The sequence below is a fragment of the Neisseria maigaei genome (genome assembly GCF_958267405.1).
Lineage (GTDB): Bacteria > Pseudomonadota > Gammaproteobacteria > Burkholderiales > Neisseriaceae > Neisseria > Neisseria bergeri.
This window is the reverse complement of the sequence record NZ_CATQFT010000045.1, coordinates 62,581-82,726: the sequence shown is the minus strand read 5'-3', so window position 1 is coordinate 82,726 and position 20,146 is coordinate 62,581. Positions and strand designations below refer to the sequence as shown.

Below are 20,146 nucleotides of genomic sequence, written 5' to 3'. Positions count from 1 at the left end.
ATCTATACACAAGCTTTGTGGATAACCGTGTTGATAAGCCACGGCTTGTGTTAAAAAAGTCTTACGCAACAAATGTACGCTTATTTTGATTAAAAAATAGGCACATTTAAATCTATAAAAATCATGTAATTATGTTCAATATGATGTTTCTGGTCATGTTTTTGCCGTCTGTTATGGGATTTGTCCCGAGCTTGGGGCGGGGGGTGAATTTTGGAGGTTGGTGCAAAACCTGCTTTTTTCGCGTTACAATCTGCACCCGATTTACTTTTGAATCTGCCTGTTTGGAAAAATACTTTTATGAAAGCCAGCCAATTCTTTATCTCTACTTTAAAAGAAGCCCCTGCCGAAGCCGCGCTTGCCAGCCACAAGCTCATGATTCGCGCCGGTCTGATTAAGGCCAACGCGTCCGGCCTTTATACTTGGATGCCGATGGGGCTGCGCGTGTTGCGCAAAGTCGAAAACGTCGTGCGCGAGGAAATGGCGCGCGCGGGCAGCGTGGAGTTGCTGATGCCGGTAGTGCAGCCTGCCGAGCTGTGGCAGGAATCCGGCCGCTGGGAATTTTACGGTAAAGAACTGCTGCGCCTGAAAGACCGCCATGACCGCGATTTCTGCATGGGTCCGACCTGCGAGGAAGTCATCGCCGACATCGTGCGCAAAGAAATCAACAGCTACAAACAACTGCCGAAAAACTTTTACCACATCCAAACCAAATTTCGCGACGAAGTGCGCCCGCGTTTCGGCGTGATGCGCGCGCGCGAATTCGTCATGAAAGACGCCTATTCCTTCCATGCCGACTACGCCTCGCTTCAGACGACCTATGATGCCATGTACGACGCTTACTGCCGCATCTTCACCCGTCTGGGCTTGGAATTCCGCCCCGTTGCTGCGGATACCGGCAGCATCGGCGGTACCGGTTCGCACGAGTTTCAAGTGTTGGCGGAAAGCGGCGAAGATGTGATTGCGTACAGCGACACTTCCGATTACGCTGCCAATATCGAGCTGGCACCGACCTTGCCGCTCAAAGGCGAACGCGCGGCTGCTCAGGCAGAGCTGGCCAAAGTACACACGCCGAACGTTAAAACCATTGATTCATTGGTTGATTTCCTCAGTATTCCGATTGAAAAAACACTGAAATCCATCGTAGTCGAAGGCGAAAACGAAGGAGAACTCGTCCTGCTGATGTTGCGTGGCGACCATGAGTTTAACGACATCAAGGCAGAAAAACTGGCGGGCGTAAAATCGCCGCTGACCATGGCAAGCCCTGCCGCCATCCGCGCGCAGTTCGGTGCAAACGGCGGCTCTCTCGGCCCTGTCGGCTTCAAAGGTAAAGTCTATGCCGATTTCGCTACTGAAAAAGGCGCGGACTGGGTTATCGGCGCGAACGAAGACGGCTACCACTACACCGGCTTCAACTTCGGGCGCGACGCTGCCGAGCCTGAATTTGTCGATTTGCGTAATGTTGTCGAAGGCGACGAAAGCCCCGACGGGCGAGGCCGTCTGAAACTCGCACGCGGCATCGAAGTCGGACACGTTTTCCAATTGCGTGACAAATATACCCGGGCGATGAACGTCAGCTTCCTCGACAACAACGGCAAATCGCAAATTATGGAAATGGGCTGCTACGGCATCGGCATCACCCGCGTCGTTGCCGCCGCCATCGAGCAGAGCAACGATGAAAAAGGCATCATCTGGACGAAGGCGATGGCACCGTTTGAAGTTGTTATCGTGCCGATGAACTACAAAAAATCCGACACTGTGCGCGAAGCCGCCGACAAAATTTACGCCGAACTGCTGGCGGCAGGCGCGGATGTGCTGCTGGACGACCGCGACGAACGCGCAGGCGTACTGCTGAACGATTCCGAGCTGTTGGGGATTCCGCACCGCATCGTCATCGGCGACCGCGCTTTGAAAGAAGGCAATGTCGAATACGCCGAACGCCGCAACAACGAAGCGCAGGCAGTTGCAATCGGAGAAATTGTTGCGCGTGTAACAGCTTCATTAAATGGGTAAGCTTGGTCGAATGCCGTCTGAAAATAATTTCAGACGGCATTTTTATTTAGGGGGAAAGTGAAGTGGCTTCAGTAAAAACAATCAATATGGACAAGGGTGCAAAAAAATACGGAAAAATCTACGAAATCTCACTCCCAAATGGGAAATTTACTTATATATGTAGGGTAAGGCAATACGAGTTTGGTATTTTTGATTATCTCTCGGAAAAGACAGCCAATACGGATGAGCTTCTTTCTGTTGGGTTTAAGACTTATAAATCCTGTACAGAAACAGCTATAAGAAAGAAGATTTGGAAACTAATAGGACAGGTTGATTTAGAGAAGGAAAATATAATATATCCAGATTTAGCGATTTTCTTGTCATACAATAAAGAACTTTTTATTAGACAATCAAGAGTGATGAGAAATGGAAATCCTTTGGTAGTGCCTCAAAAAGATTACATAGACTTACTAAAAAGGGGATATGTATGTGGTTTCTTTGATGATTACAAAATCTTTGAACTCTGGCTGTCTAGTAATATAGAGAATTATCCAGAAAATCAAGACATATTTCCTTTGCCATCTCAGTATTTATTTTGAGTGCGAGCTTGTGTTGCTGGTCGGTAAGGATTCAGACGGCATGGGCGAGGGTGAAGATATTTTGGGATGTGTCGCAGGATATGGTGTAGGGTTGGATCTTACGGCAAGGGATATCCAATGCCGTCTGAAGGAAAAAGGGCTGCCTTGGTTGAAGGCAAAGGGATTCAGGCATTCTGCATGTGTTTCGGACTTCGTGGTGGCGAGCAAGGTTTCCAGCCAATCCTTCCTTTTTTCATTGAGGCAGAACGGTATATTGAGGCAGCGGGGCAACACGGAAATGATGATTTACCCGCTCAGGATGGTTTTATGCGAGCTGGTTCTGTCCTATGGCTTGAAAAAAGGTGATCTGGTATTTACCGGAACACCTTCAGGTGTAGGGAAAATCAGCGAGAGGGACAGATTGGAACTGGAATTGGACAGGCTTGCAGAAGCTTTTTTTACGGTAGCCCGAAAATAAGGCAGACTTATTCGTCCCGTCCGTTAAAAAATTCTTCCGAACTACCTTCGAAGAAACTTTGCAGGATTGCCTGTGCGGCTACTTGGTCGAGAACGGATTTCCTTTTTTTGCCAAAAACTTGTGCTTCTGAAAGCAGGCCTTCCGCATAGACGGACGAGAGGCGTTCGTCCACCCAATAGACGGGAAGCCCGAATCTGCCGTGTAGCCTGCGTCCAAACTTGCGGGACAGATGCGTCATTTCGTGTTCCGTGCCGTCGGTATGGACAGGCAGACCGACGACAAAATAACGCGGCTGCCACTCTTGAACCAGTTTGGCGATTGCCGCGAACTTTTCATCGTTGCTGCCGCCGATAACGGTGGCCAGCGGATGGGACAGCCCCAATTCCGCATCGCCCTGCGCCACGCCGATGCGCACTTCGCCGAAGTCGAATGCCAGTGCCGTTCCTTTTGGAATTTTATGCATGGCCGGCTCCCGAAAACAGGGCGAGCGGGTCGATGCCGAGTTTGGCGAATGCGGCGGCGTAACGGTGTTCGTAGGGGATGTCGAACAGGATATGTTCGTCGGCGGGAACGGTCAGCCACGCATTGTCGGCAAGTTCGCGTTCGAGCTGGCCTTTTCCCCAGCTTGAATAGCCGATACTGATTAATATTTTGTCAACCGCGCCTTCGCGTGAAATATTTTCAATCACGTCTCGGGAAGAAGTCAGCGCGATATTGTCCGAAACGCCGATACTGCTTTGCCAGTTGCCGATCGGGGTATGCACGACATAACCTCGCTCGACTTGTACCGGCCCGCCCATCATCACGCTGTCGTGCTGCATTCGGAAAGGGATGTTTTTGCCGGTGGCGGAAAAAATCATGTCCATCGTAATCGGAGAGGGTTTGTTGATGGCGATGCCGAGTGCGCCGTCTTCATCGTGTTTGCAGATATAGACGACCGATTGTGCAAAAAACGCGTCTTCCATATCGGGCATGGCGACGAGAAAGTGGTTGGACAGGTTCATATCAGCGTTTGTCGGGATTTTCTATCGGGTTGGAAATCATGCAGGCGCCAGCAAGCATTTTGCCGGAAGTGCCCGCTTGAGGCATATCGGTTTGCAGGTTGTTGCCGAAACAGGAAACCACACTTAAGGAATTTTTCGGAGAACCTTGGGCGATTTTATCGCTGTAAACCAAATAAGCGAAAGTTTTACGTTTCGAATCATTATAACGGATAATCTGCCGGCTCTTGAACGCGAAGCTTTCGCCGCGCTTGAAAACTTCTTTCGGTTTGCGCACGGCGGTTTCGTCAAAAGAAATCGAAGATGCCGTCTGAACGCACGAAACCGATGTGTCGGACGCATCCTCTTCCAAATTGACCATTTCCTTCAAACCGCCTTTTTTGCATACGAAATATAACAGGCAACCCCTTGAACGTCGGGATCGTCGAATCCTTCCACCTCGATACGGTCGTTTTTTCCCAGCATATTGAAAACGGTGCTGAACCGTCCGATTTTATCGGTTTCGCCGCTGCCGCAGGCAGTCAGCAGGACAGTGGCAGACAGCAGTAGCAGTCTGTTCATCAAAATTTCCTTATCGGTTGAATCACCGTTTTCCGGAAGGCGGCAGGGCTTGCTTTGTTTGGATGGGCGCACGCTCCCGAATCGGGCAACATACGGTACGCGGCTTAATGTGCTACCCTGTGTGTCGGAACACAATATCCGTTGCAGCATTGAAAATATGCCGCACAATATAAGGCTGTTTGAACCGATTGCAAGTGTCCGTGCAAAGAAGGTGCAAGATTGGGCAAACGGCATTTTCAGACGGCATAACTGACAGTATAATCCAAACGTCCGGCTGCTTTCGTGCAGCCTTCAGCATTATCCAACTTTTTCCGAAGGTCGAACCATGCGCTACAAACCCCTCCTGCTCGCCCTGATGCTCGTTTTTTCCACGCCCGCCGTTGCCGCCCACGACTCGGCACACAACCGTTCCGCCGAAGTGAAAAAACAGGCGAAGAATAAAAAAGAACAGCCCGAAGCGGCTGAAGGCAAAAAAGAAAAAGGCAAAAATGCCGCAGTGAAAGATAAAAAAACAGGCGGCAAAGAGGCGGCAAAAGAGGGCAAAGAGTCCAAAAAAACCGCCAAAAACCGCAAAGAAGCAGAGAAGGAGGCAACATCCGGGCAGTCTGCGCGCAAAGGACGCGAAGGGGATAAGGAATCGAAGGCGGAACACACAAAGGCACATGACAAGCCCGTGTCCGAATCTAAAGAAAAAAACGCAAAAACACAGCCTGAAAACAAACAAGGCAAAAAAGAGGCAAAAGGACAGGACAATCCGCGTAAGGGCGGTAAGGCGGACAAAGACACTGTTTCTGCAAATAAAAAAGACCGTACCGACAAGGACGGCAAAGCAGTGAAACAGGACAAAAAACACACCGAAGAGAAAAATGCCAAAACCGATTCGGACGAATTGAAAGCCGCCGTTTCCGCAGCAACCAACGATGTCGAAAACAAAAAAGCCCTGCTCAAACAGGGCGAGGGGCTGCTGGTCCGCGTCAGCACCTCGCTCGATCAGCTTCAGGAGGAACGCATCCGTCAGGAACGCATCCGCCGGGCGCGCGGCAGCCTGGCTTCCGTCAACCGCAAACAGCGCGAGGCTTGGGACAAGTTTCAAAACCTCAATGCCGATTTGAACCGTTTGAAAACGGAAGTTGCCGGAGCGAAAGCGCAGATTTCTCGCTTTGTGTCGGGCAGTTATAAGAACAGCCAACCCAATGCGGTCGCCTTGTTCCTGAAAAATGCCGAACCGGGTCAGAAAAACCGCTTTTTGCGCTATACGCGTTATGTGAACGCCTCCAATCGGGAAGTCGTCAAAGATTTGGAAAAACAGCAGAAGGCATTGGCGGCGCAAGAGCAGAAAATCAACAACGAGCTGGCGTATTTGAAAAAGATTCAGGCAAACGTGCAGTCCCTGCTGAAAAAACAGGGTGTAAGTGACGCGGCGGAACAGGCGGAGAGCCGCAGGCAAAATGCCAAAATCGCCAAAGATGCCCAAAAACTGCTGGAACAGAAAGAAAACGAACAGCAATTGAACCATCTTTTGAGCAGTTTGGAGAAGAAAAAAGCCGAACACCGCATTCAGGATGCGGAAGCAAAAAGAAAACTGGCGGAAGCCAGGCTGGCGGCTGCCGAAAAAGCCAGAAAAGAAAAAGAAGCGGCGCAGCAGCAGGCTGAGGCACGACGTGCGGCAATGTCCAACCTGACTGCCGAAGACAGGAACATCCAAGCCCCTCCGGTTATGGGTATCGGCAGTGCTGACAGTTTCAGCCGCATGCAGGGACGTTTGAAAAAACCGGTTGACGGCGTGCCGACCGGACTTTTCGGGCAGAGCCGGAGCGGCGGCGATGTTTGGAAAGGCGTGTTCTATTCCACTGCACCTGCAACGGTTGAAAGCATTGCGCCGGGAACGGTAAGCTATGCGGACGAGTTGGACGGCTACGGCAAAGTGGTTGTGGTCGATCACGGCGAGAACTACATCAGCATCTATGCCGGTTTGAGCGAAATTTCCGCCGGCAAGGGGCAGCCGGTTTCTGCGGGAAGCAAAATCGGCACGAGCGGGTCGCTGCCGGACGGGGAAGAGGGGCTTTACCTGCAAATACGTTATCAAGGGCAGGTATTGAACCCTTCGAGCTGGATACGTTGATTGAGACAATATGAAACGGCGGGTTTTGTGCGAACTGTCTGGTGCAACGCATTACGTTCCGCAAATCCTGCCGTTTTTAATAGTTGCGTTTCCGTTTTTGGGAAATCAAGAGAGAAAGTTAAAGAAGAATGTCGAAACCTGTTTTTAAGAAAATCGCACTTTATACCCTGGGCGCAATCAGCGGCGTAGCCGCCAGTTTGGCCGTGCAGGGTTTTGCCGCCGAGAAGGACAAGCGGGATAACGAAGTCTTGCCGGTACAATCCATCCGCACAATGGCGGAGGTTTACGGTCAGATTAAGGCAAACTACTATCAGGATAAACCCGATGCCGATCTTTTCGAAGGTGCGATGAAGGGTATGGTTGCCGATTTGGATCCGCATTCCGAATATATGGATAAAAAAGGTTATGCGGAAATGAAGGAGTCTACCAGCGGGGAGTTTGGCGGCCTAGGCATGGAAATCGGTCAAGAAGACGGATTTGTCAAAGTTATCGCACCGATTGAGGATACGCCTGCGGAACGGGCGGGGGTGAAAAGTGGCGATTTCATTGTGAAAATTGATAATGTTTCGACGCGCGGGATGACGGTCAGCGAAGCGGTTAAAAAAATGAGGGGTAAGCCGGGTACGAAGATTACTTTGACGCTGTCGCGTAAAAATGCCGACAAGCCGATAGTCGTCAACCTGACGCGCGCCATCATTAAAGTGAAAAGCGTCCGCCATTATTTGCTCGAGCCGGATTACGGCTATATCCGCGTGTCGCAGTTCCAAGAGAAGACGGTCGAAAGCGTCAATACCGCCGCAAAAGAGCTGGTAAAGGAAAACAAAGGCAGACCGCTCAAGGGGCTGGTGTTGGATTTGCGCGACGACCCCGGCGGGCTTTTGACCGGCGCGGTCGGCGTGTCGGCGGCGTTTCTGCCGTCTGAAGCGGTCGTCGTCAGCACCAAGGGGCGCGACGGCAAAGACGGCATGGTACTGAAAGCCGTTCCTGAAGATTATGTGTACGGTATGGGCGGCGATCCTTTGGCGGGTATTCCTGCCGAGTTGAAAACGATTCCGATGACGGTATTGGTCAATTCGGGTTCGGCTTCCGCGTCGGAGATTGTCGCAGGTGCATTGCAGGACCACAAACGCGCGGTGATTGTCGGTACGCAGAGCTTCGGCAAAGGTTCGGTTCAGACTTTGATTCCCTTGTCCAACGGCAGCGCGGTCAAGTTGACGACCGCCCTGTATTACACGCCGAACGACCGTTCTATTCAGGCGCAGGGGATTGTTCCGGATGTCGAGGTAAAAGATAAGGAACGTACTTTTGAAAGCCGCGAGGCGGATTTGGTCGGACACATCGGGAATCCTTTGGGCGGCGAAGATGTGAACAGCGAAACCCTTGCCGTGCCGGTTGAAGAAAATGCGGATAAACCCACTGCAAAAGAAAAAGGCAAAAAGAAAAAGGATGAGGATTTGTCTTCAAGGCGGATTCCGAACCCTGCGAAAGACGAGCAGTTGCGGAAAGCTTTGGATTTGGTCAAGTCGCCCGAACAATGGCAGAAGTCTTTGGGGCTGGCGGCGAAAAAGCCGGTTTCAAATAAAGATAAGAAAGATAAGAAGTAGGTTTTGACGATGCCGTCTGAAAGGGTTTCAGACGGCATATTATGTTTGAAAGGACAGGTTATGAGCGATTTTTTACCGGAATTTGAACCGTTTGCAGAGAAAATTGCAGCCACGGCAAAACCCGTCGTGCGTTTTTCTTTGAAGAAAGAGACAGTAGAACTGTGGGACAGCAAGGTTGGTGGCAGACCTTATCTGCCGGAGGGTATGGAATATCCCCAAAATGCCCAAGGACAACCGCTTTCCCTGTTGGCGCAAATCAACTTTGCCCAAATGCCGCATTTGCCGGACTATCCGACCGAAGGCATCGTCCAGTTCTTTGTCGACGGTTACGACGATTTGTCGGGCATGGATTTCGACGACTTGCGTGCCCAAAAGGGATTCCGTGTTTTGTACCATCGCGAAGTGCGGCAGGAAGGTTTGCGTTCGGATGTTCCGGCATATTCCGATTTCGGGGATTTCGGAATCGGTCTGCCGTTTGGTGCAGAGGAAGAATTCCGCATGGTTTTTTCCGAACCGGAGACGCAATATCTGTCTTTCGACGATTACCGTTTCGATCGGACTTTTCCGGAAATGCGCAAGCTGATTCTTGAAAGGGTTACGGATACGGGTAACAACGATTGGCGGCTTTACGAGAACTATCGGGAAGCCTCTAATCAGGCGGGACACTGTATTGGCGGTTATCCCTGCTTTGCCCAATACGATCCGCGCGACGGCAGTTTGGAAGGCTATGAACTGCTGTTCCAATTGGAAAGCCAATATGATGAGAACGAAGGAATAGACATCATGTGGGGCGATATGGGCATCGGCAATTTCTTTATCGCGCCCGAAGATTTGGAAAAATGCGATTTCTCCAAAACGGCATTCACTTGGGATTGCGGTTGAGTTCGGACGGTATACGGTCGGGAATGTCTTTTATTCCATGCCGTCTGAAAGACGTTTCTGACCCATCCCTACTACACGCTTTGTCCGCAAACGCATCACAGGCAAGATTATGGAAGTCATCCAATACCCCGATTCCCCCTTCAAGCTCCACCAACCCTTCCCGCCCGCCGGCGACCAGCCCACCGCCATTGCCGGCCTGCTCGAAGGGCTTTCAGACGGCCTTGCCTACCAAACCCTGCTCGGCGTAACCGGTTCGGGCAAAACCTACACCATGGCGAACGTCATCGCCCAAAGCGGCCGACCCGCCATCATCATGGCGCACAACAAAACCCTTGCCGCCCAGCTCTACGCCGAAATGCGCGAGTTTTTCCCCGAAAACGCGGTGGAATATTTCGTCTCCTACTACGACTATTACCAGCCCGAAGCCTATGTGCCCAGCCGCGACTTGTTCATCGAAAAAGACAGCGCGATCAACGAACACATCGAGCAGATGCGCCTTTCCGCCACCAAAAACCTGATGACGCGCAACGACGTGATTATCGTCGCTACCGTGTCCGCCATTTACGGTATCGGCGACCCGACCGAGTATCAACAAATGGTGTTGTGCGTCAAAGAAGGCGACACCATAGCCCAGCGCGACATCATCGCCACGCTCGTTTCCATGCAGTACGAACGCGGCGATTTGGACTTCAAACGTGGCAGCTTCCGCGTGCGCGGCGACGTAATTGACGTGTACCCCGCCGAAAGCTCCGAAAACGCCCTGCGCATCAGCTTGTTCGACGACGAAATCGACCGCCTCGATATGTTCGACCCGCTTTCAGGCAGCCTTATTCAACGCGTCGGCCGCTACACCGTCTTCCCATCCAGCCACTACGTTACCCCGCGCGATACCGTCTTGCGCGCCTGCGAGTCCATCAAAGAAGAACTGCGCGAACGCATCGAATTTTTCGCCCGCGAACAACGCCCCGTCGAACAACAGCGCATCGAACAGCGCACCCGCTTCGACCTCGAAATGCTCTACGAAATGGGCTTCTGCAAAGGCATCGAAAACTACTCCCGCCACTTCTCCGGCAAAAAAGAAGGCGAACCGCCGCCCACGCTGATGGACTACCTGCCCGACAACGCCATCATGTTCATCGACGAAAGCCACGTTACCGTTACCCAAATCGGCGGCATGTACAAAGGCGACGCATCGCGCAAGCAAAACCTCGTGGACTACGGCTTCCGCCTGCCTTCCGCCCGCGACAACCGCCCGCTCAAATTCCACGAATTTGAAAAAGTCATGCCGCAAGCCGTCTTCGTTTCCGCCACCCCCGCCAAATACGAAGAAGAACACGCCGGACAAGTGGTCGAACAAGTCGTCCGCCCCACCGGGCTGGTCGACCCCCAAATCATCATCCGCCCCGTCGCCACCCAAGTCGATGATTTAATGAGCGAAATCAACGACCGCATCCAAAAAGGCGAACGCGTACTCGTCACCACCCTCACCAAACGCATGGCGGAGCAACTCACCGACTATTACAGCGAACTCGGCATCAAAGTGCGCTACCTGCACAGCGACATTGATACCGTTGAGCGCGTTGAAATCATTAGAGATTTACGGCTCGGACTGTTTGACGTACTCGTCGGCATCAACCTCTTGCGCGAAGGCCTCGACATCCCCGAAGTCTCCCTCGTCGCCATCCTCGATGCCGATAAAGAAGGTTTCCTGCGCTCCCACCGCAGCCTGATTCAAACCATAGGCCGCGCCGCGCGCAACGTGAACGGCGTCGCCATCCTGTACGCCGACAAAATCACCGACTCCATGAAAGCCGCCATCGACGAAACCGAACGCCGCCGCGAGAAACAAATCAAATTCAACGAAGAACACGGCATCGTGCCGCAGCAGATTAAAAAACAGATCAAAGACATCATCGACGGCGTGTATTACGAAGAAGACGGCGGCAAAGGCCGTCTGAAAGGCAAAAACAAGGTTAAAGTCGGCGAAATCCACAACGAAGAAGACGCGATTAAAGAAATCGCCAAACTGGAAAAAGCCATGCAACAGGCGGCTAGGGATTTGCAGTTTGAAGAGGCGGCTGTGTTGAGGGATAGGATACGGGGGATTAAAGAGAATCTGCTTTTATTATAAATTAACTACTTGGAGTAGAGATATGAACGTTAAAGATGGATTGTACGGAGCATTTATAGGAGCAACTGTTTCTGCAATCTTATGGTTTTTGAATTACTTTTTGCTTGAAAATCCCAAAATAAACCTTGAATACGTAGCCTGTGTAGATGGCAAGCGTAGCAAGCGTAGGTTGGGTCAAGACCCAACAAAACTGTTAAATTTCACAAAATGTTGGGTTTGCAACTCAATCTACATTTTGCTCAAGTGACACATAATAAAAAAGTCGTCTGAAAACCGTAATTCTGTTTTCAGACGACCTTTGTTTCATTTCAGGCAACGAATATAATGGCTCGAAAACTTATTTCTTCCAGTTGGTTCAATACCCAACAAAATCCATTTTTAAAAGCAAGCGTAGGTCGGATACTTGTATCCGACAAAACCTTTAACATTCCCGTCGTTGCAATTCATTCAGCAATGCCTAAAATGTCGGATTCAAGAATCCGACCTACGGAAAACTAAAGATTTTATGCGGGCTACGGCTTGCTTGTTGTATTTAATCATATTTATTTGAATTGAATTCTTTTATTTTATTGTGAGATGAAAATAGTATTTTCGATGAGAAACCCATGACTAAAATAGTATAGTCTTTATCATTCTTTACAAAGTAACAATTACCATATCCTGCAATATTTTTATCCCAAAAATCACAATATGATTCAGTGGTAAAATCAGTTTTAGTTGATATAAAATCAAAATTATTTGGGTAAGATCCATATTGCCGGTAATATTTATCTATATTTTCTACTAAGAAATCAATCCTTTTTTCTAACATTTTAAGATTAATTTGTAATAATAAAATGTATAAAACTATACTGGTTATTATTATTTTTAAATAAGCCATTTTATTTTCCAGTAAATAGAGGTTTAGTTGTTTTGTTAACCATGCCTGAATGTACACCTAAGTCTTTTTTTGGTAAAGATGAATAATTAGCAAGCGGTAGCCTGCATCTCCGCCAAATGCGTGCGTGGCTGCGCCATACACACTACCTGCGGATGGGACAAACTTTAAAACCGATGTGCAGGTTAAAACCTACAAGGATGCGTGCGGTACGCAGGCGTTTTTGCCGTTCAAACCATTGTTTTAAAACTTGTATCGAAACATCGTTCGCTGCTTTATCTTGAAAAAATGCCCTCTGTAAGCAAACATGCTTCAGACGGCATTTTTTATTCGGAGGTCTGTTATCCGATTCGTTTGAATACCAAGTCCCAAACGCCGTGTCCAAGGCGTTTGCCGCGCGCTTCGAATTTGGTTTCTGGGCGGTAGTCCGGGGTTGGGGCGTAGTCTGCCGCCGTATTTTGCAGGCTGTCGAAGCTGCTGAGGACTTCAAGCATCTGCTGTGCATATTCTTCCCAGTCTGTCGCCAGGTGGATATAGCCGCCGGTTTTGAGTTTGGGCAGCAGTTTGGCGATGAAGGGGGCTTGTATCAGACGGCGTTTGTGGTGGCGTTTTTTGTGCCACGGGTCGGGGAAGAATATGTGGATGCCGTCGAGCGAGCCGTCTTGCAGCATATTTTCGACAACTTCTACGGCGTCGTGCCGCATCACGCGGATATTTTCCAAATGGTTTTCGTCTATAAGTTTGAGCAGATTACCCACGCCGGGACCGTGTACGTCGATGGCGAGGAAGTCGGTTTCGGGCAGCCTGCGGGCAATTTCTGCGGTTGCCGTCCCCATACCGAAGCCTATTTCGAGGATTTTAGGTCGGCTGCTTCCGAAATGGGCATCAAGATCGGCCGGTGTTGCTTGGTAGTCGATGCCGAAGCTGCCCCATAAGGTATCGATGGCGCGTTGCTGCGCGGCGGTCATATGGCTTTGGCGGAGGACGAAACTGCGGATGCTGCGGGGATGTTCGGCTTGCCAGTTGTTTTGTGTTTGGTTTTCGGCGGTGTCTGTCATAATGCTTTCATGCGGTTGTGCAATCAGGATGCCGTCTGAATGTGAAATGTCTGTTCGGACGGCGGGAAGGGAAAGGGGCCATTATACCTGTTTCGTTTTTGCGGGGTAAATGTACCGGTGTTCAGACGGCATTTTGCCACTGTTGCAACAGTTCTTGCAGAAAGCTTTTTTGTTCGTGTCCGCTGTTTATGGCTTCTTGCAGGTAGCGGCAGGCTTTTTCGTTGTCCGGCTCGACGCCGTGTCCGCTGTAATGGATGCAGGCGAGGTTATAAAGTGCCATGCTGTCTTTTTGTGCGGCGGCTTTTTCAAACCATTTGCGTGCTTCATTGTAGTCGGCGGCCATACCCTGTCCGAAGTAATACATACTGCCCAGATTGGTTTGGGCTTTGCTGTGGCCGAGTTCTGCTGCTTCTGTGTAGAGTTTGAGCGCGGCTGCATATTCGGGCGCGCATTGTAATCCGTAATGAAGGGCTTGGGCTTTTTGATAAAGCTGCTCTGCCTGTTGCCGCCTGATGGCGGAATCTTTGATGCCGCCGTATTGGTCGGGATGGTTTAACGCGCTGTCGGATATGAGTTTCTGATAGGCGGAAAGGCTGCCGGCTTCGGCTGCCTGCCGATAATAATGTAGGGCTTTTTCTTTATCGGAAGCCATGCCCAGCCCGTAGCGGTAGATGTCGCCCAGTATCCGCAAACCTTCGGGATGGCGTTCGGCTGCGGCTGCTTCGGCATGACGTAGGGCAAGTTTGTGGTTTCTTTCCAGATGTTTGCCTTGTAGGTAGATGTCGGCAAGTGCGGCATGCGCTTTATGGTCATTTTCCTGTGCGGCCTGTTGAAACCAGTGAACGGCTTCATCGGGAGTCGTAGGTAGGATGAGCTCGGCAAGAGGGGTGTAGGCGGGAATGTATCCTTGTTGTGCGGCGGCGCGCAAATGATTGATGGCTTGGGTCGTGTCGGTTGGTGTACCTTGTCCGAAACGGTATTGAAGGCCGAGCTGCCAATGTGCTTCCGGCAAGCCTTGTGCCGCCGCTTTTCGGTAGAGCAGGTGCGCCGTTTCAAAATCCGGCGGCGTACCGTACCGGCAGTATTGGGCAAGCAGGTATTGCCCGTGGGGATTGTTGTTTTTTGCGCTTGTTTTTGCCCATTCCAAGGCTTCTTCAAAATGTCGGGACGCATACAGAAGGTACATCAGGCGGACTTGTGCTTCAGGCAGCCCTTCCTCTGCCAACGGTCTGTAAAGCGGTTTCAGGGTTTCCGGGGGCGCGCCTTCCAATTCTTGGGTATATGCCAAATTGTAACGCGCGTAGGGATGCCCCTGTTCGGCGGCGATGCGGAGCATTTCCATACCCTGTTTGTAGTCTTGGTACGGGCTGTTTGTATCAAGCAGGTGTTTTGCCAACTCGAATGCGGCGGCCGTATGGCCTGCCGAGGCCGCTTCTGTCAGCAGTCGGCGGACTTCGGCAAAGTTATATTGTTTTTGAGACAGGCGTTCCAAGGCCTGCCGATAGGGTAAGTCGGGATTGTTCATATCAGATCGTTTTCCGTTTTGTCGAATCATCGTTATTTGTTATGAAGTTAGGTTTATATCGGCACGCAGGCCTGCTGTATCATATTTTTACAGACGGTTTTTGCTTTGGCGGCATACTAATGCAGATGATTATAAATGGTTTCCGCCAATGCCTTGCTGATGCCTTCCACTTTTTCCAAGTCCTCGCGGCTGGCGGCAATCACGCCGCGCAGGCCGCCGAATCGGGTGAGCAGGGCTTGGCGGCGTTTGCTGCCTACGCCGGGAATGTCGCCGAGGGACGAGGTAACGCGGGCTTTGTCGCGTTTTTTGCGGTGACCTGTGATGGCGAAGCGGTGTGATTCGTCGCGCACGGTTTGCAGAAGGTGCAGGGCGGGGCTGTGCGGCGGCAGGCGGAAGGTTTCGCCGGTAAACGGAAGGATAAGTTCTTCCATACCGGCTTTGCGCTCCGGGCCTTTGGCGATACCGACCAAAGGAATGTGCAGCCCGAGTTCTTCCCATACGGACACGGCGATGCCGATTTGTCCTTTGCCGCCGTCAATCAATACGACATCCGGCCATTTGACGGTCTCGCCGTTGGCTTCGGCCTCCTGCATTTTGCCGTAACGGCGCGTCAACACTTCGCGCATGGCGGCGTAGTCGTCGCCAGGCTTGGCGGTGGTGATGTTGTAGCGGCGGTATTGCGAAGGCTGGATGTTTTGCTCATCGTACACGACGCAGGATGCAATCGTGGCTTCGCCTTGGGTGTGGCTGATGTCGAAGCATTCGAGGCGGTTGAGGCCGTCTGAATCCATGCCGAGGATTTTTGCCAGCTCATCAATACGGTGTTGCTGGCTGCTTTGTTGCAGGCGGCGTTGTGCAATCGCCATTTGTGCGTTTTGTTCCGCCATTTTCAGCCAGACTTTGCGTTCGCCTATGGTTTTGGTCACGAACTGCATTTGTTTGCCGTGTTCGCCCTCCAAGGCTTCTTTCAATGCGTCGGGGACGGGGAAGTTGCTGATGATGATGTCGGGTTTGTTTTTGCCCAGATAGTGTTGGGCAACGAAGGCTTCGGCATAGTCTTGCCCGTTTGGCTCGGGATCGTTTTGGGTGTCGGGGAAAAAGCTTTTGTCGCCGACGTGCCGCCCGCCGCGTATGCTGACCCAGTGTACGCAGACGATGCCGTCTGAAACCGCCAGCGCGAGCAGGTCGATGTCGTTGGGATTGTTGGGGTTTTTGCTGTCGATGAACTGGTTGCTCTGCATAATGCCGAGTGCTTGGATTTGGTCGCGGTAGCGGGCGGCTTCTTCAAATTGCAGATTCGCGGCGGCGGCCTGCATTTTGTATTGCAGGGTACGCGTCAGTTCGTCGGTTTTGCCGTTGAGGAAAGTGGCGGCTTGGCGCACGCTGTCGCGGTAGTCTTCTTCGCTGATGTGTCCGACGCAGGGCGCGGTGCAGCGTTTGATTTGGTAAAGCAGACAAGGACGGTCGCGATGCTCGAATACGCTGTCTTCGCAGGTACGCAACATAAAGACTTTTTGCAACACCTGAATGCTGTCGCGCACGGCGTTGCTATTGGGATAGGGGCCGAAGTATTGGTTCGGCTTTTTCAGTGTGCCACGGTAATACGCCATCTGCGGATATTGATGGCCGCTGAGCATCAGATAAGGATAGCTTTTGTCGTCGCGGAAAAGGATATTGTATTTCGGCGACAAGGCTTTGATGAAGTTGTTTTCGAGAATCAGGGCTTCGGCTTCGGAACGCGTGATGGTGGTTTCGATGTGGCGAACCTGTTTCACCATCAATGCGATGCGCGGCGAATGGTCGTTTTTTTGGAAATAACCGGACACGCGCCGCTTGAGGTTGACGGCTTTGCCGACGTATAAGACCTTGCCGCTTTCGTCGAAAAAACGGTATACGCCAGGCAGCTTGGGCAGGTTTTTGAGGAAGAGCGGGATGTCGAATTGTTCCGGAGGACAGTTTTCTGTATTCATATCAATCATTTGAAAAACGGCTTCAGACGGCATATCGGCAGCGGCAGCCTTATCCGTTCGGAAAAGCTGTCGGGTAGTTATATGCGGTCAATCGATTTTTACCCGTTTCAGGCGCAAGGCATTGCTCAACACGGAAATTGAGCTTGCCGCCATTGCTGCACCTGCGATGACGGGGTTTAAAAAGCCGAGTGCGGCGAGCGGAATGCCCAAAATATTGTAGAAGAAGGCGAAAAACAGGTTTTGCTTGATGTTTTTCAAAGTCGCCTGCGACACCAGCAGGGCATCGGCGAGCTGGTTGACCGAATGTTGCATCAGCGTGGCGGACGCGGTGTGTTCGGCAACGTCCGCGCCGCCTTTCATGGCGAAGCTGACGTTGGCGGTGGCGAGCGCAGGCGTGTCGTTGATGCCGTCGCCGACCATCGCTACGGTTTTGCCGGCGGCTTTGAGTTTCTGCACTTCGGCGGCCTTGTCGCGCGGACTCATATTGCCGAAGGCGTGTGCGATGCTCAGTTGTTTGGCGACGTATTCGACCGTGCCTTGGTTGTCGCCGCTCATGATGTAAACGTCGATGCCGTGTTTTTTCAGACGGCCTATGGCTTCGGCGGTATCGGCTTTCAACGCGTCGGCAAGTGCGAATGCGCCGATGGGTTTGCCGTTTACAGATATGGCAACCACACTGGCTATTTCCCAAACGCCGTCTGAAAACTTCGGCAAGGTCAGTTCGGCAAATTCGGCTTTACCCGCTTTTACCAATCCCACGCCTTCGACTTCGGCGGTAATGCCTGCGCCGACAACGGTTTGCGCGTTTTGTGCGGCGGGAATGTCCAAACCGCGCGCTTGGGCGGCGGAGACGATGGCACGGGCAAGCGGATGGGCGGCGTTTTGTTCGACAGCAGCGGCGATGCGGTACAAAGCGTCTTCGTCAAAGCCGCTGTCGGGAACGCAATAAACGGCGGTAACCTGCGGCCTGCCTTCGGTCAGCGTGCCGGTTTTGTCCAACACGACGGCATCGACATGGGCGGTTTCTTCCATCGCCGCCGCGTCTTTAAACCAAATGCCGTGTTTCACCGCCTTGCCCATGCCGACCATAATCGCAGCAGGGGTTGCCAAACCGAGCGCGCACGGACAAGCAATTACCAAAACGGCAACGGCGTGCATCAGCGCGACCGTCCAATCGCCCTTAACCAGCCAAGTGGCAATAAAGGTCAAAAGCGCGATGCCCACGACAGTCGGCACAAACACCGCCGCCGCTTTATCCGCCACGCGCGCAATCGGTGCTTTACTGCCTTGCGCTTCAGAGAGCGCGTTCATCATGTCGCCGAGCAGGGTTTGGTTGCCGAGCTGCGTGGCGCGGTAAACCACGCTGCCTTCGGTCATCAGCGCGCCCGCCAACACTTTGCCGCCCGCCTTTTTCTCTTCGGGATTGGATTCGCCGGTGAGGTGGCTCTCGTCCGCCCAGCCGCTGCCGCTTTCAATGATGCCGTCTGCGGCAATGCGTTCGCCGTGATTGGCGCGGATTAGGTCGCCGATTTGCACTTGGTCGATGGGAAGTTGTTTCCATTCGCCATTGCGTTGCACGTTGACTTGGGTCGGCGTAAGTTTCAGCAGCAAGCCCAAGCTGTTGAGGCTGGATTTCTTGGTGCGGTGCTCCAAAAATTTGCCCAGCGACACAAAACCAATCACCATCACGCCTACTTCAAAATACACGTGTGCCATGCCGTGCGCCGCGTGCGGGCTGAAAAACAGCATATAGACGGAATACAGGTAAATCGATACCGTGCCAATGGTAACGAGCACATCCATATTCGCCAGCCCGCCCCTGATGCTCGCCCACGCGCTTTTGTAAAATGGGATGGCCAGCCAAAGCTGCACTATGCTTGCCAGTACAAACTGCCATACAGACGGAATCATCCAATCGTGTTTGCCGATTATCATCCCAGCCATGCCGATAAGGAACGGGATGTTTATGGCGAACAGCAGCCACAACCGCCAGCCGATATGGTGTTCTGCTTCGGGTTGCGGCAATGTATCTTCCGTTTTTTCCTTCGCGCCGTAACCGGTTTTCTCAATGATTTTGGCAATATCGGCTGCGGAGGTTTTGCTGTCGTCAAACGTAACCTGCGCCTCCTCGCTGGCGAAGTTCACCCCCGCCGATTCGACAAAATCTTTTTTGTTCAACACTTTTTCAATGCGCGAAGCACATGCCTGACAGGTCATGCCTTCGATTTGGAAACGGATTTTTTGTTGCATAAGTTTGATTCCTTCTTTGATGTTCAGACGGCGGTCAAGGTTGCGGGATGCCGTCTGAACGCCGGTATGGTCAAAATTTCTCAAACGCGCCGATAATTCGAGTAGAATCCGAAAACTTGACACAGCAAAGGAAAAACGATGTCCCAACACCGCAAACTGATTATTTTGGGTTCCGGCCCCGCCGGATACACCGCCGCCGTCTATGCCGCGCGCGCCAATTTAAACCCCGTCATTATTACAGGTATCGCACAGGGAGGGCAACTGATGACCACTACCGAAGTGGACAACTGGCCTGCCGATGCCGACGGCGTGCAAGGGCCGGAATTGATGGCGCGGTTTCTCGCCCACGCCGAACGTTTCGGAACGGAAATCATTTTTGACCAAATCAACGCCGTCGATCTGCAAAAACGCCCGTTCGCACTCAAAGGCGATATGGGCGAATATACTTGCGACGCACTGATTGTCGCAACAGGCGCGTCCGCCAAATACCTCGGTTTGCCGAGTGAGGAAGCGTTTGCAGGGAAAGGCGTTTCCGCCTGCGCCACCTGCGACGGTTTCTTCTACAAAAACCAAGATGTTGCCGTAGTCGGCGGCGGCAATACGGCAGTTGAGGAGGCACTCTACCTTGCCAATATCGCTAAAACCGTTACGCTGATTCACCGCCGCAGCGAGTTCCGCGCCGAAAAAATCATGATCGACAAACTGATGAAACGCGTGGAAGAGGGCAAAATCATCCTCAAGCTGGAGAGCAATCTGCAAGAAGTACTGGGCGACGATCGGGGCGTAAACGGCGCATTATTAAAAAACAACGACGGTTCTGAGCAACAAATTACCGTCAGCGGCATCTTTATCGCCATCGGGCACAAGCCGAATACCGATATTTTCAAAGGGCAGTTGGAAATGGACGAAGCCGGCTACCTGAAAACCAAAGGCGGTACGGCGGACAATGTCGGTGCAACCAATATCGAAGGCGTATGGGCGGCGGGCGACGTAAAAGACCATACCTACCGTCAGGCAATTACCAGCGCGGCCTCCGGCTGTCAGGCGGCTTTGGACGCGGAACGCTGGCTGGGCAGCCAAAACATTTGAATGCCGTCTGAAACCGAAATTTTCGGCGGAA

At 51.9% G+C, this 20,146-nt stretch carries 14 protein-coding genes and 2 pseudogenes; 8 read left to right on the top strand and 8 right to left on the bottom strand.

Going from position 1 to position 20,146, the window contains the following annotated elements:
* Window positions 1-297 precede the first annotated feature (297 nt).
* From Q3O06_RS08805 to Q3O06_RS08795, 3 genes and pseudogenes are all read left to right on the top strand, one after another.
* Complete coding sequence (locus Q3O06_RS08805) at window positions 298-2,010, top strand: proline--tRNA ligase (protein ID WP_301818461.1); 1,713 nt, start codon at window positions 298-300, stop codon at window positions 2,008-2,010.
* Between the two features lie 62 nt (window positions 2,011-2,072).
* Entirely contained in the window at window positions 2,073-2,588 is a 516-nt protein-coding gene (locus tag Q3O06_RS11200) for an Imm26 family immunity protein (protein ID WP_373323516.1), read from the top strand.
* Window positions 2,578-3,045 (top strand): annotated as a pseudogene (locus Q3O06_RS08795) (fumarylacetoacetate hydrolase family protein); the annotation flags it as partial. The gene Q3O06_RS11200 and the pseudogene Q3O06_RS08795, both read left to right, overlap by 11 nt.
* 7 nt (window positions 3,046-3,052) lie before the next feature.
* Here Q3O06_RS08795 and ruvX read toward each other — a convergent pair.
* From ruvX to Q3O06_RS08780, 3 genes and pseudogenes are all read right to left on the bottom strand, one after another.
* Window positions 3,053-3,508, bottom strand: coding sequence for a Holliday junction resolvase RuvX (gene ruvX, locus Q3O06_RS08790; protein WP_301818460.1), 456 nt, complete (start codon window positions 3,506-3,508; stop codon window positions 3,053-3,055).
* Window positions 3,501-4,049 carry a YqgE/AlgH family protein gene (locus tag Q3O06_RS08785; RefSeq protein WP_118792170.1) on the bottom strand — a complete coding sequence of 183 codons (549 nt, stop codon included), beginning with the start codon at window positions 4,047-4,049 and terminating at the stop codon, window positions 3,501-3,503. The genes ruvX and Q3O06_RS08785 overlap by 8 nt, the downstream gene beginning before the upstream one ends.
* A gap of 1 nt (window position 4,050) precedes the next feature.
* Window positions 4,051-4,607 (bottom strand): annotated as a pseudogene (locus Q3O06_RS08780) (CreA family protein).
* 325 nt (window positions 4,608-4,932) lie between these two features.
* On the opposite strand from Q3O06_RS08780, the gene Q3O06_RS08775 reads away from it, so the two are divergent.
* From Q3O06_RS08775 to uvrB, 4 genes are all read left to right on the top strand, one after another.
* Complete coding sequence (locus Q3O06_RS08775) at window positions 4,933-6,729, top strand: murein hydrolase activator EnvC family protein (protein WP_301818459.1); 1,797 nt, start codon at window positions 4,933-4,935, stop codon at window positions 6,727-6,729.
* Between the two features lie 128 nt (window positions 6,730-6,857).
* Complete coding sequence (locus Q3O06_RS08770) at window positions 6,858-8,333, top strand: S41 family peptidase (protein WP_301818458.1); 1,476 nt, start codon at window positions 6,858-6,860, stop codon at window positions 8,331-8,333.
* A gap of 60 nt (window positions 8,334-8,393) precedes the next feature.
* On the top strand, window positions 8,394-9,215 hold the full coding sequence (locus Q3O06_RS08765) for a YwqG family protein (protein ID WP_301818468.1): 822 nt from the start codon (window positions 8,394-8,396) through the stop codon (window positions 9,213-9,215).
* A 64-nt stretch (window positions 9,216-9,279) separates the two neighbouring features.
* Window positions 9,280-11,346 (top strand): excinuclease ABC subunit UvrB, encoded by a 2,067-nt coding sequence (uvrB, locus tag Q3O06_RS08760; protein WP_373323517.1) that lies wholly within the window; start codon window positions 9,280-9,282, stop codon window positions 11,344-11,346.
* A gap of 532 nt (window positions 11,347-11,878) precedes the next feature.
* On the opposite strand, the gene Q3O06_RS08755 is transcribed toward uvrB, so the two are convergent.
* The 5 genes from Q3O06_RS08755 to Q3O06_RS08735 form a co-directional block, all read right to left on the bottom strand.
* Window positions 11,879-12,226 (bottom strand): hypothetical protein, encoded by a 348-nt coding sequence (locus tag Q3O06_RS08755; protein ID WP_301818456.1) that lies wholly within the window; start codon window positions 12,224-12,226, stop codon window positions 11,879-11,881.
* Between the two features lie 338 nt (window positions 12,227-12,564).
* Window positions 12,565-13,281 (bottom strand): tRNA (guanosine(46)-N7)-methyltransferase TrmB, encoded by a 717-nt coding sequence (gene trmB / locus Q3O06_RS08750; RefSeq protein WP_301818455.1) that lies wholly within the window; start codon window positions 13,279-13,281, stop codon window positions 12,565-12,567.
* A gap of 121 nt (window positions 13,282-13,402) precedes the next feature.
* Entirely contained in the window at window positions 13,403-14,806 is a 1,404-nt protein-coding gene (locus tag Q3O06_RS08745; RefSeq protein ID WP_301818454.1) for a tetratricopeptide repeat protein, read from the bottom strand.
* A 116-nt stretch (window positions 14,807-14,922) separates the two neighbouring features.
* Window positions 14,923-16,809: an excinuclease ABC subunit UvrC gene (gene uvrC / locus Q3O06_RS08740; protein ID WP_301818453.1), complete on the bottom strand. Its 1,887-nt coding sequence runs from the start codon at window positions 16,807-16,809 to the stop codon at window positions 14,923-14,925.
* A 54-nt stretch (window positions 16,810-16,863) separates the two neighbouring features.
* Entirely contained in the window at window positions 16,864-19,026 is a 2,163-nt protein-coding gene (locus Q3O06_RS08735; protein WP_301818452.1) for a heavy metal translocating P-type ATPase, read from the bottom strand.
* A gap of 138 nt (window positions 19,027-19,164) precedes the next feature.
* Between Q3O06_RS08735 and trxB the strand changes: the two genes are divergently transcribed.
* Window positions 19,165-20,115 (top strand): thioredoxin-disulfide reductase, encoded by a 951-nt coding sequence (trxB, locus tag Q3O06_RS08730; protein WP_301818451.1) that lies wholly within the window; start codon window positions 19,165-19,167, stop codon window positions 20,113-20,115.
* Window positions 20,116-20,146 lie beyond the last annotated feature (31 nt).

What these genes read in the sequence shown, in the direction of transcription:
- Q3O06_RS08785 (WP_118792170.1), bottom strand. Translation starts at nt 4,049, where the DNA reads ATGAACCTGTCCAACCACTTTCTCGTCGCCATGCCCGATATGGAAGAC.
- Q3O06_RS08755 (WP_301818456.1), bottom strand. Translation starts at nt 12,226, where the DNA reads ATGGCTTATTTAAAAATAATAATAACCAGTATAGTTTTATACATTTTA.
- Q3O06_RS08735 (WP_301818452.1), bottom strand. Translation starts at nt 19,026, where the DNA reads ATGCAACAAAAAATCCGTTTCCAAATCGAAGGCATGACCTGTCAGGCA.
- Q3O06_RS08745 (WP_301818454.1), bottom strand. Translation starts at nt 14,806, where the DNA reads ATGAACAATCCCGACTTACCCTATCGGCAGGCCTTGGAACGCCTGTCT.
- Q3O06_RS08765 (WP_301818468.1), top strand. Translation starts at nt 8,394, where the DNA reads ATGAGCGATTTTTTACCGGAATTTGAACCGTTTGCAGAGAAAATTGCA.
- trmB (WP_301818455.1), bottom strand. Translation starts at nt 13,281, where the DNA reads ATGACAGACACCGCCGAAAACCAAACACAAAACAACTGGCAAGCCGAA.
- Q3O06_RS08805 (WP_301818461.1), top strand. Translation starts at nt 298, where the DNA reads ATGAAAGCCAGCCAATTCTTTATCTCTACTTTAAAAGAAGCCCCTGCC.
- Q3O06_RS08770 (WP_301818458.1), top strand. Translation starts at nt 6,858, where the DNA reads ATGTCGAAACCTGTTTTTAAGAAAATCGCACTTTATACCCTGGGCGCA.
- uvrC (WP_301818453.1), bottom strand. Translation starts at nt 16,809, where the DNA reads ATGCCGTCTGAAGCCGTTTTTCAAATGATTGATATGAATACAGAAAAC.
- trxB (WP_301818451.1), top strand. Translation starts at nt 19,165, where the DNA reads ATGTCCCAACACCGCAAACTGATTATTTTGGGTTCCGGCCCCGCCGGA.
- ruvX (WP_301818460.1), bottom strand. Translation starts at nt 3,508, where the DNA reads ATGCATAAAATTCCAAAAGGAACGGCACTGGCATTCGACTTCGGCGAA.
- Q3O06_RS08775 (WP_301818459.1), top strand. Translation starts at nt 4,933, where the DNA reads ATGCGCTACAAACCCCTCCTGCTCGCCCTGATGCTCGTTTTTTCCACG.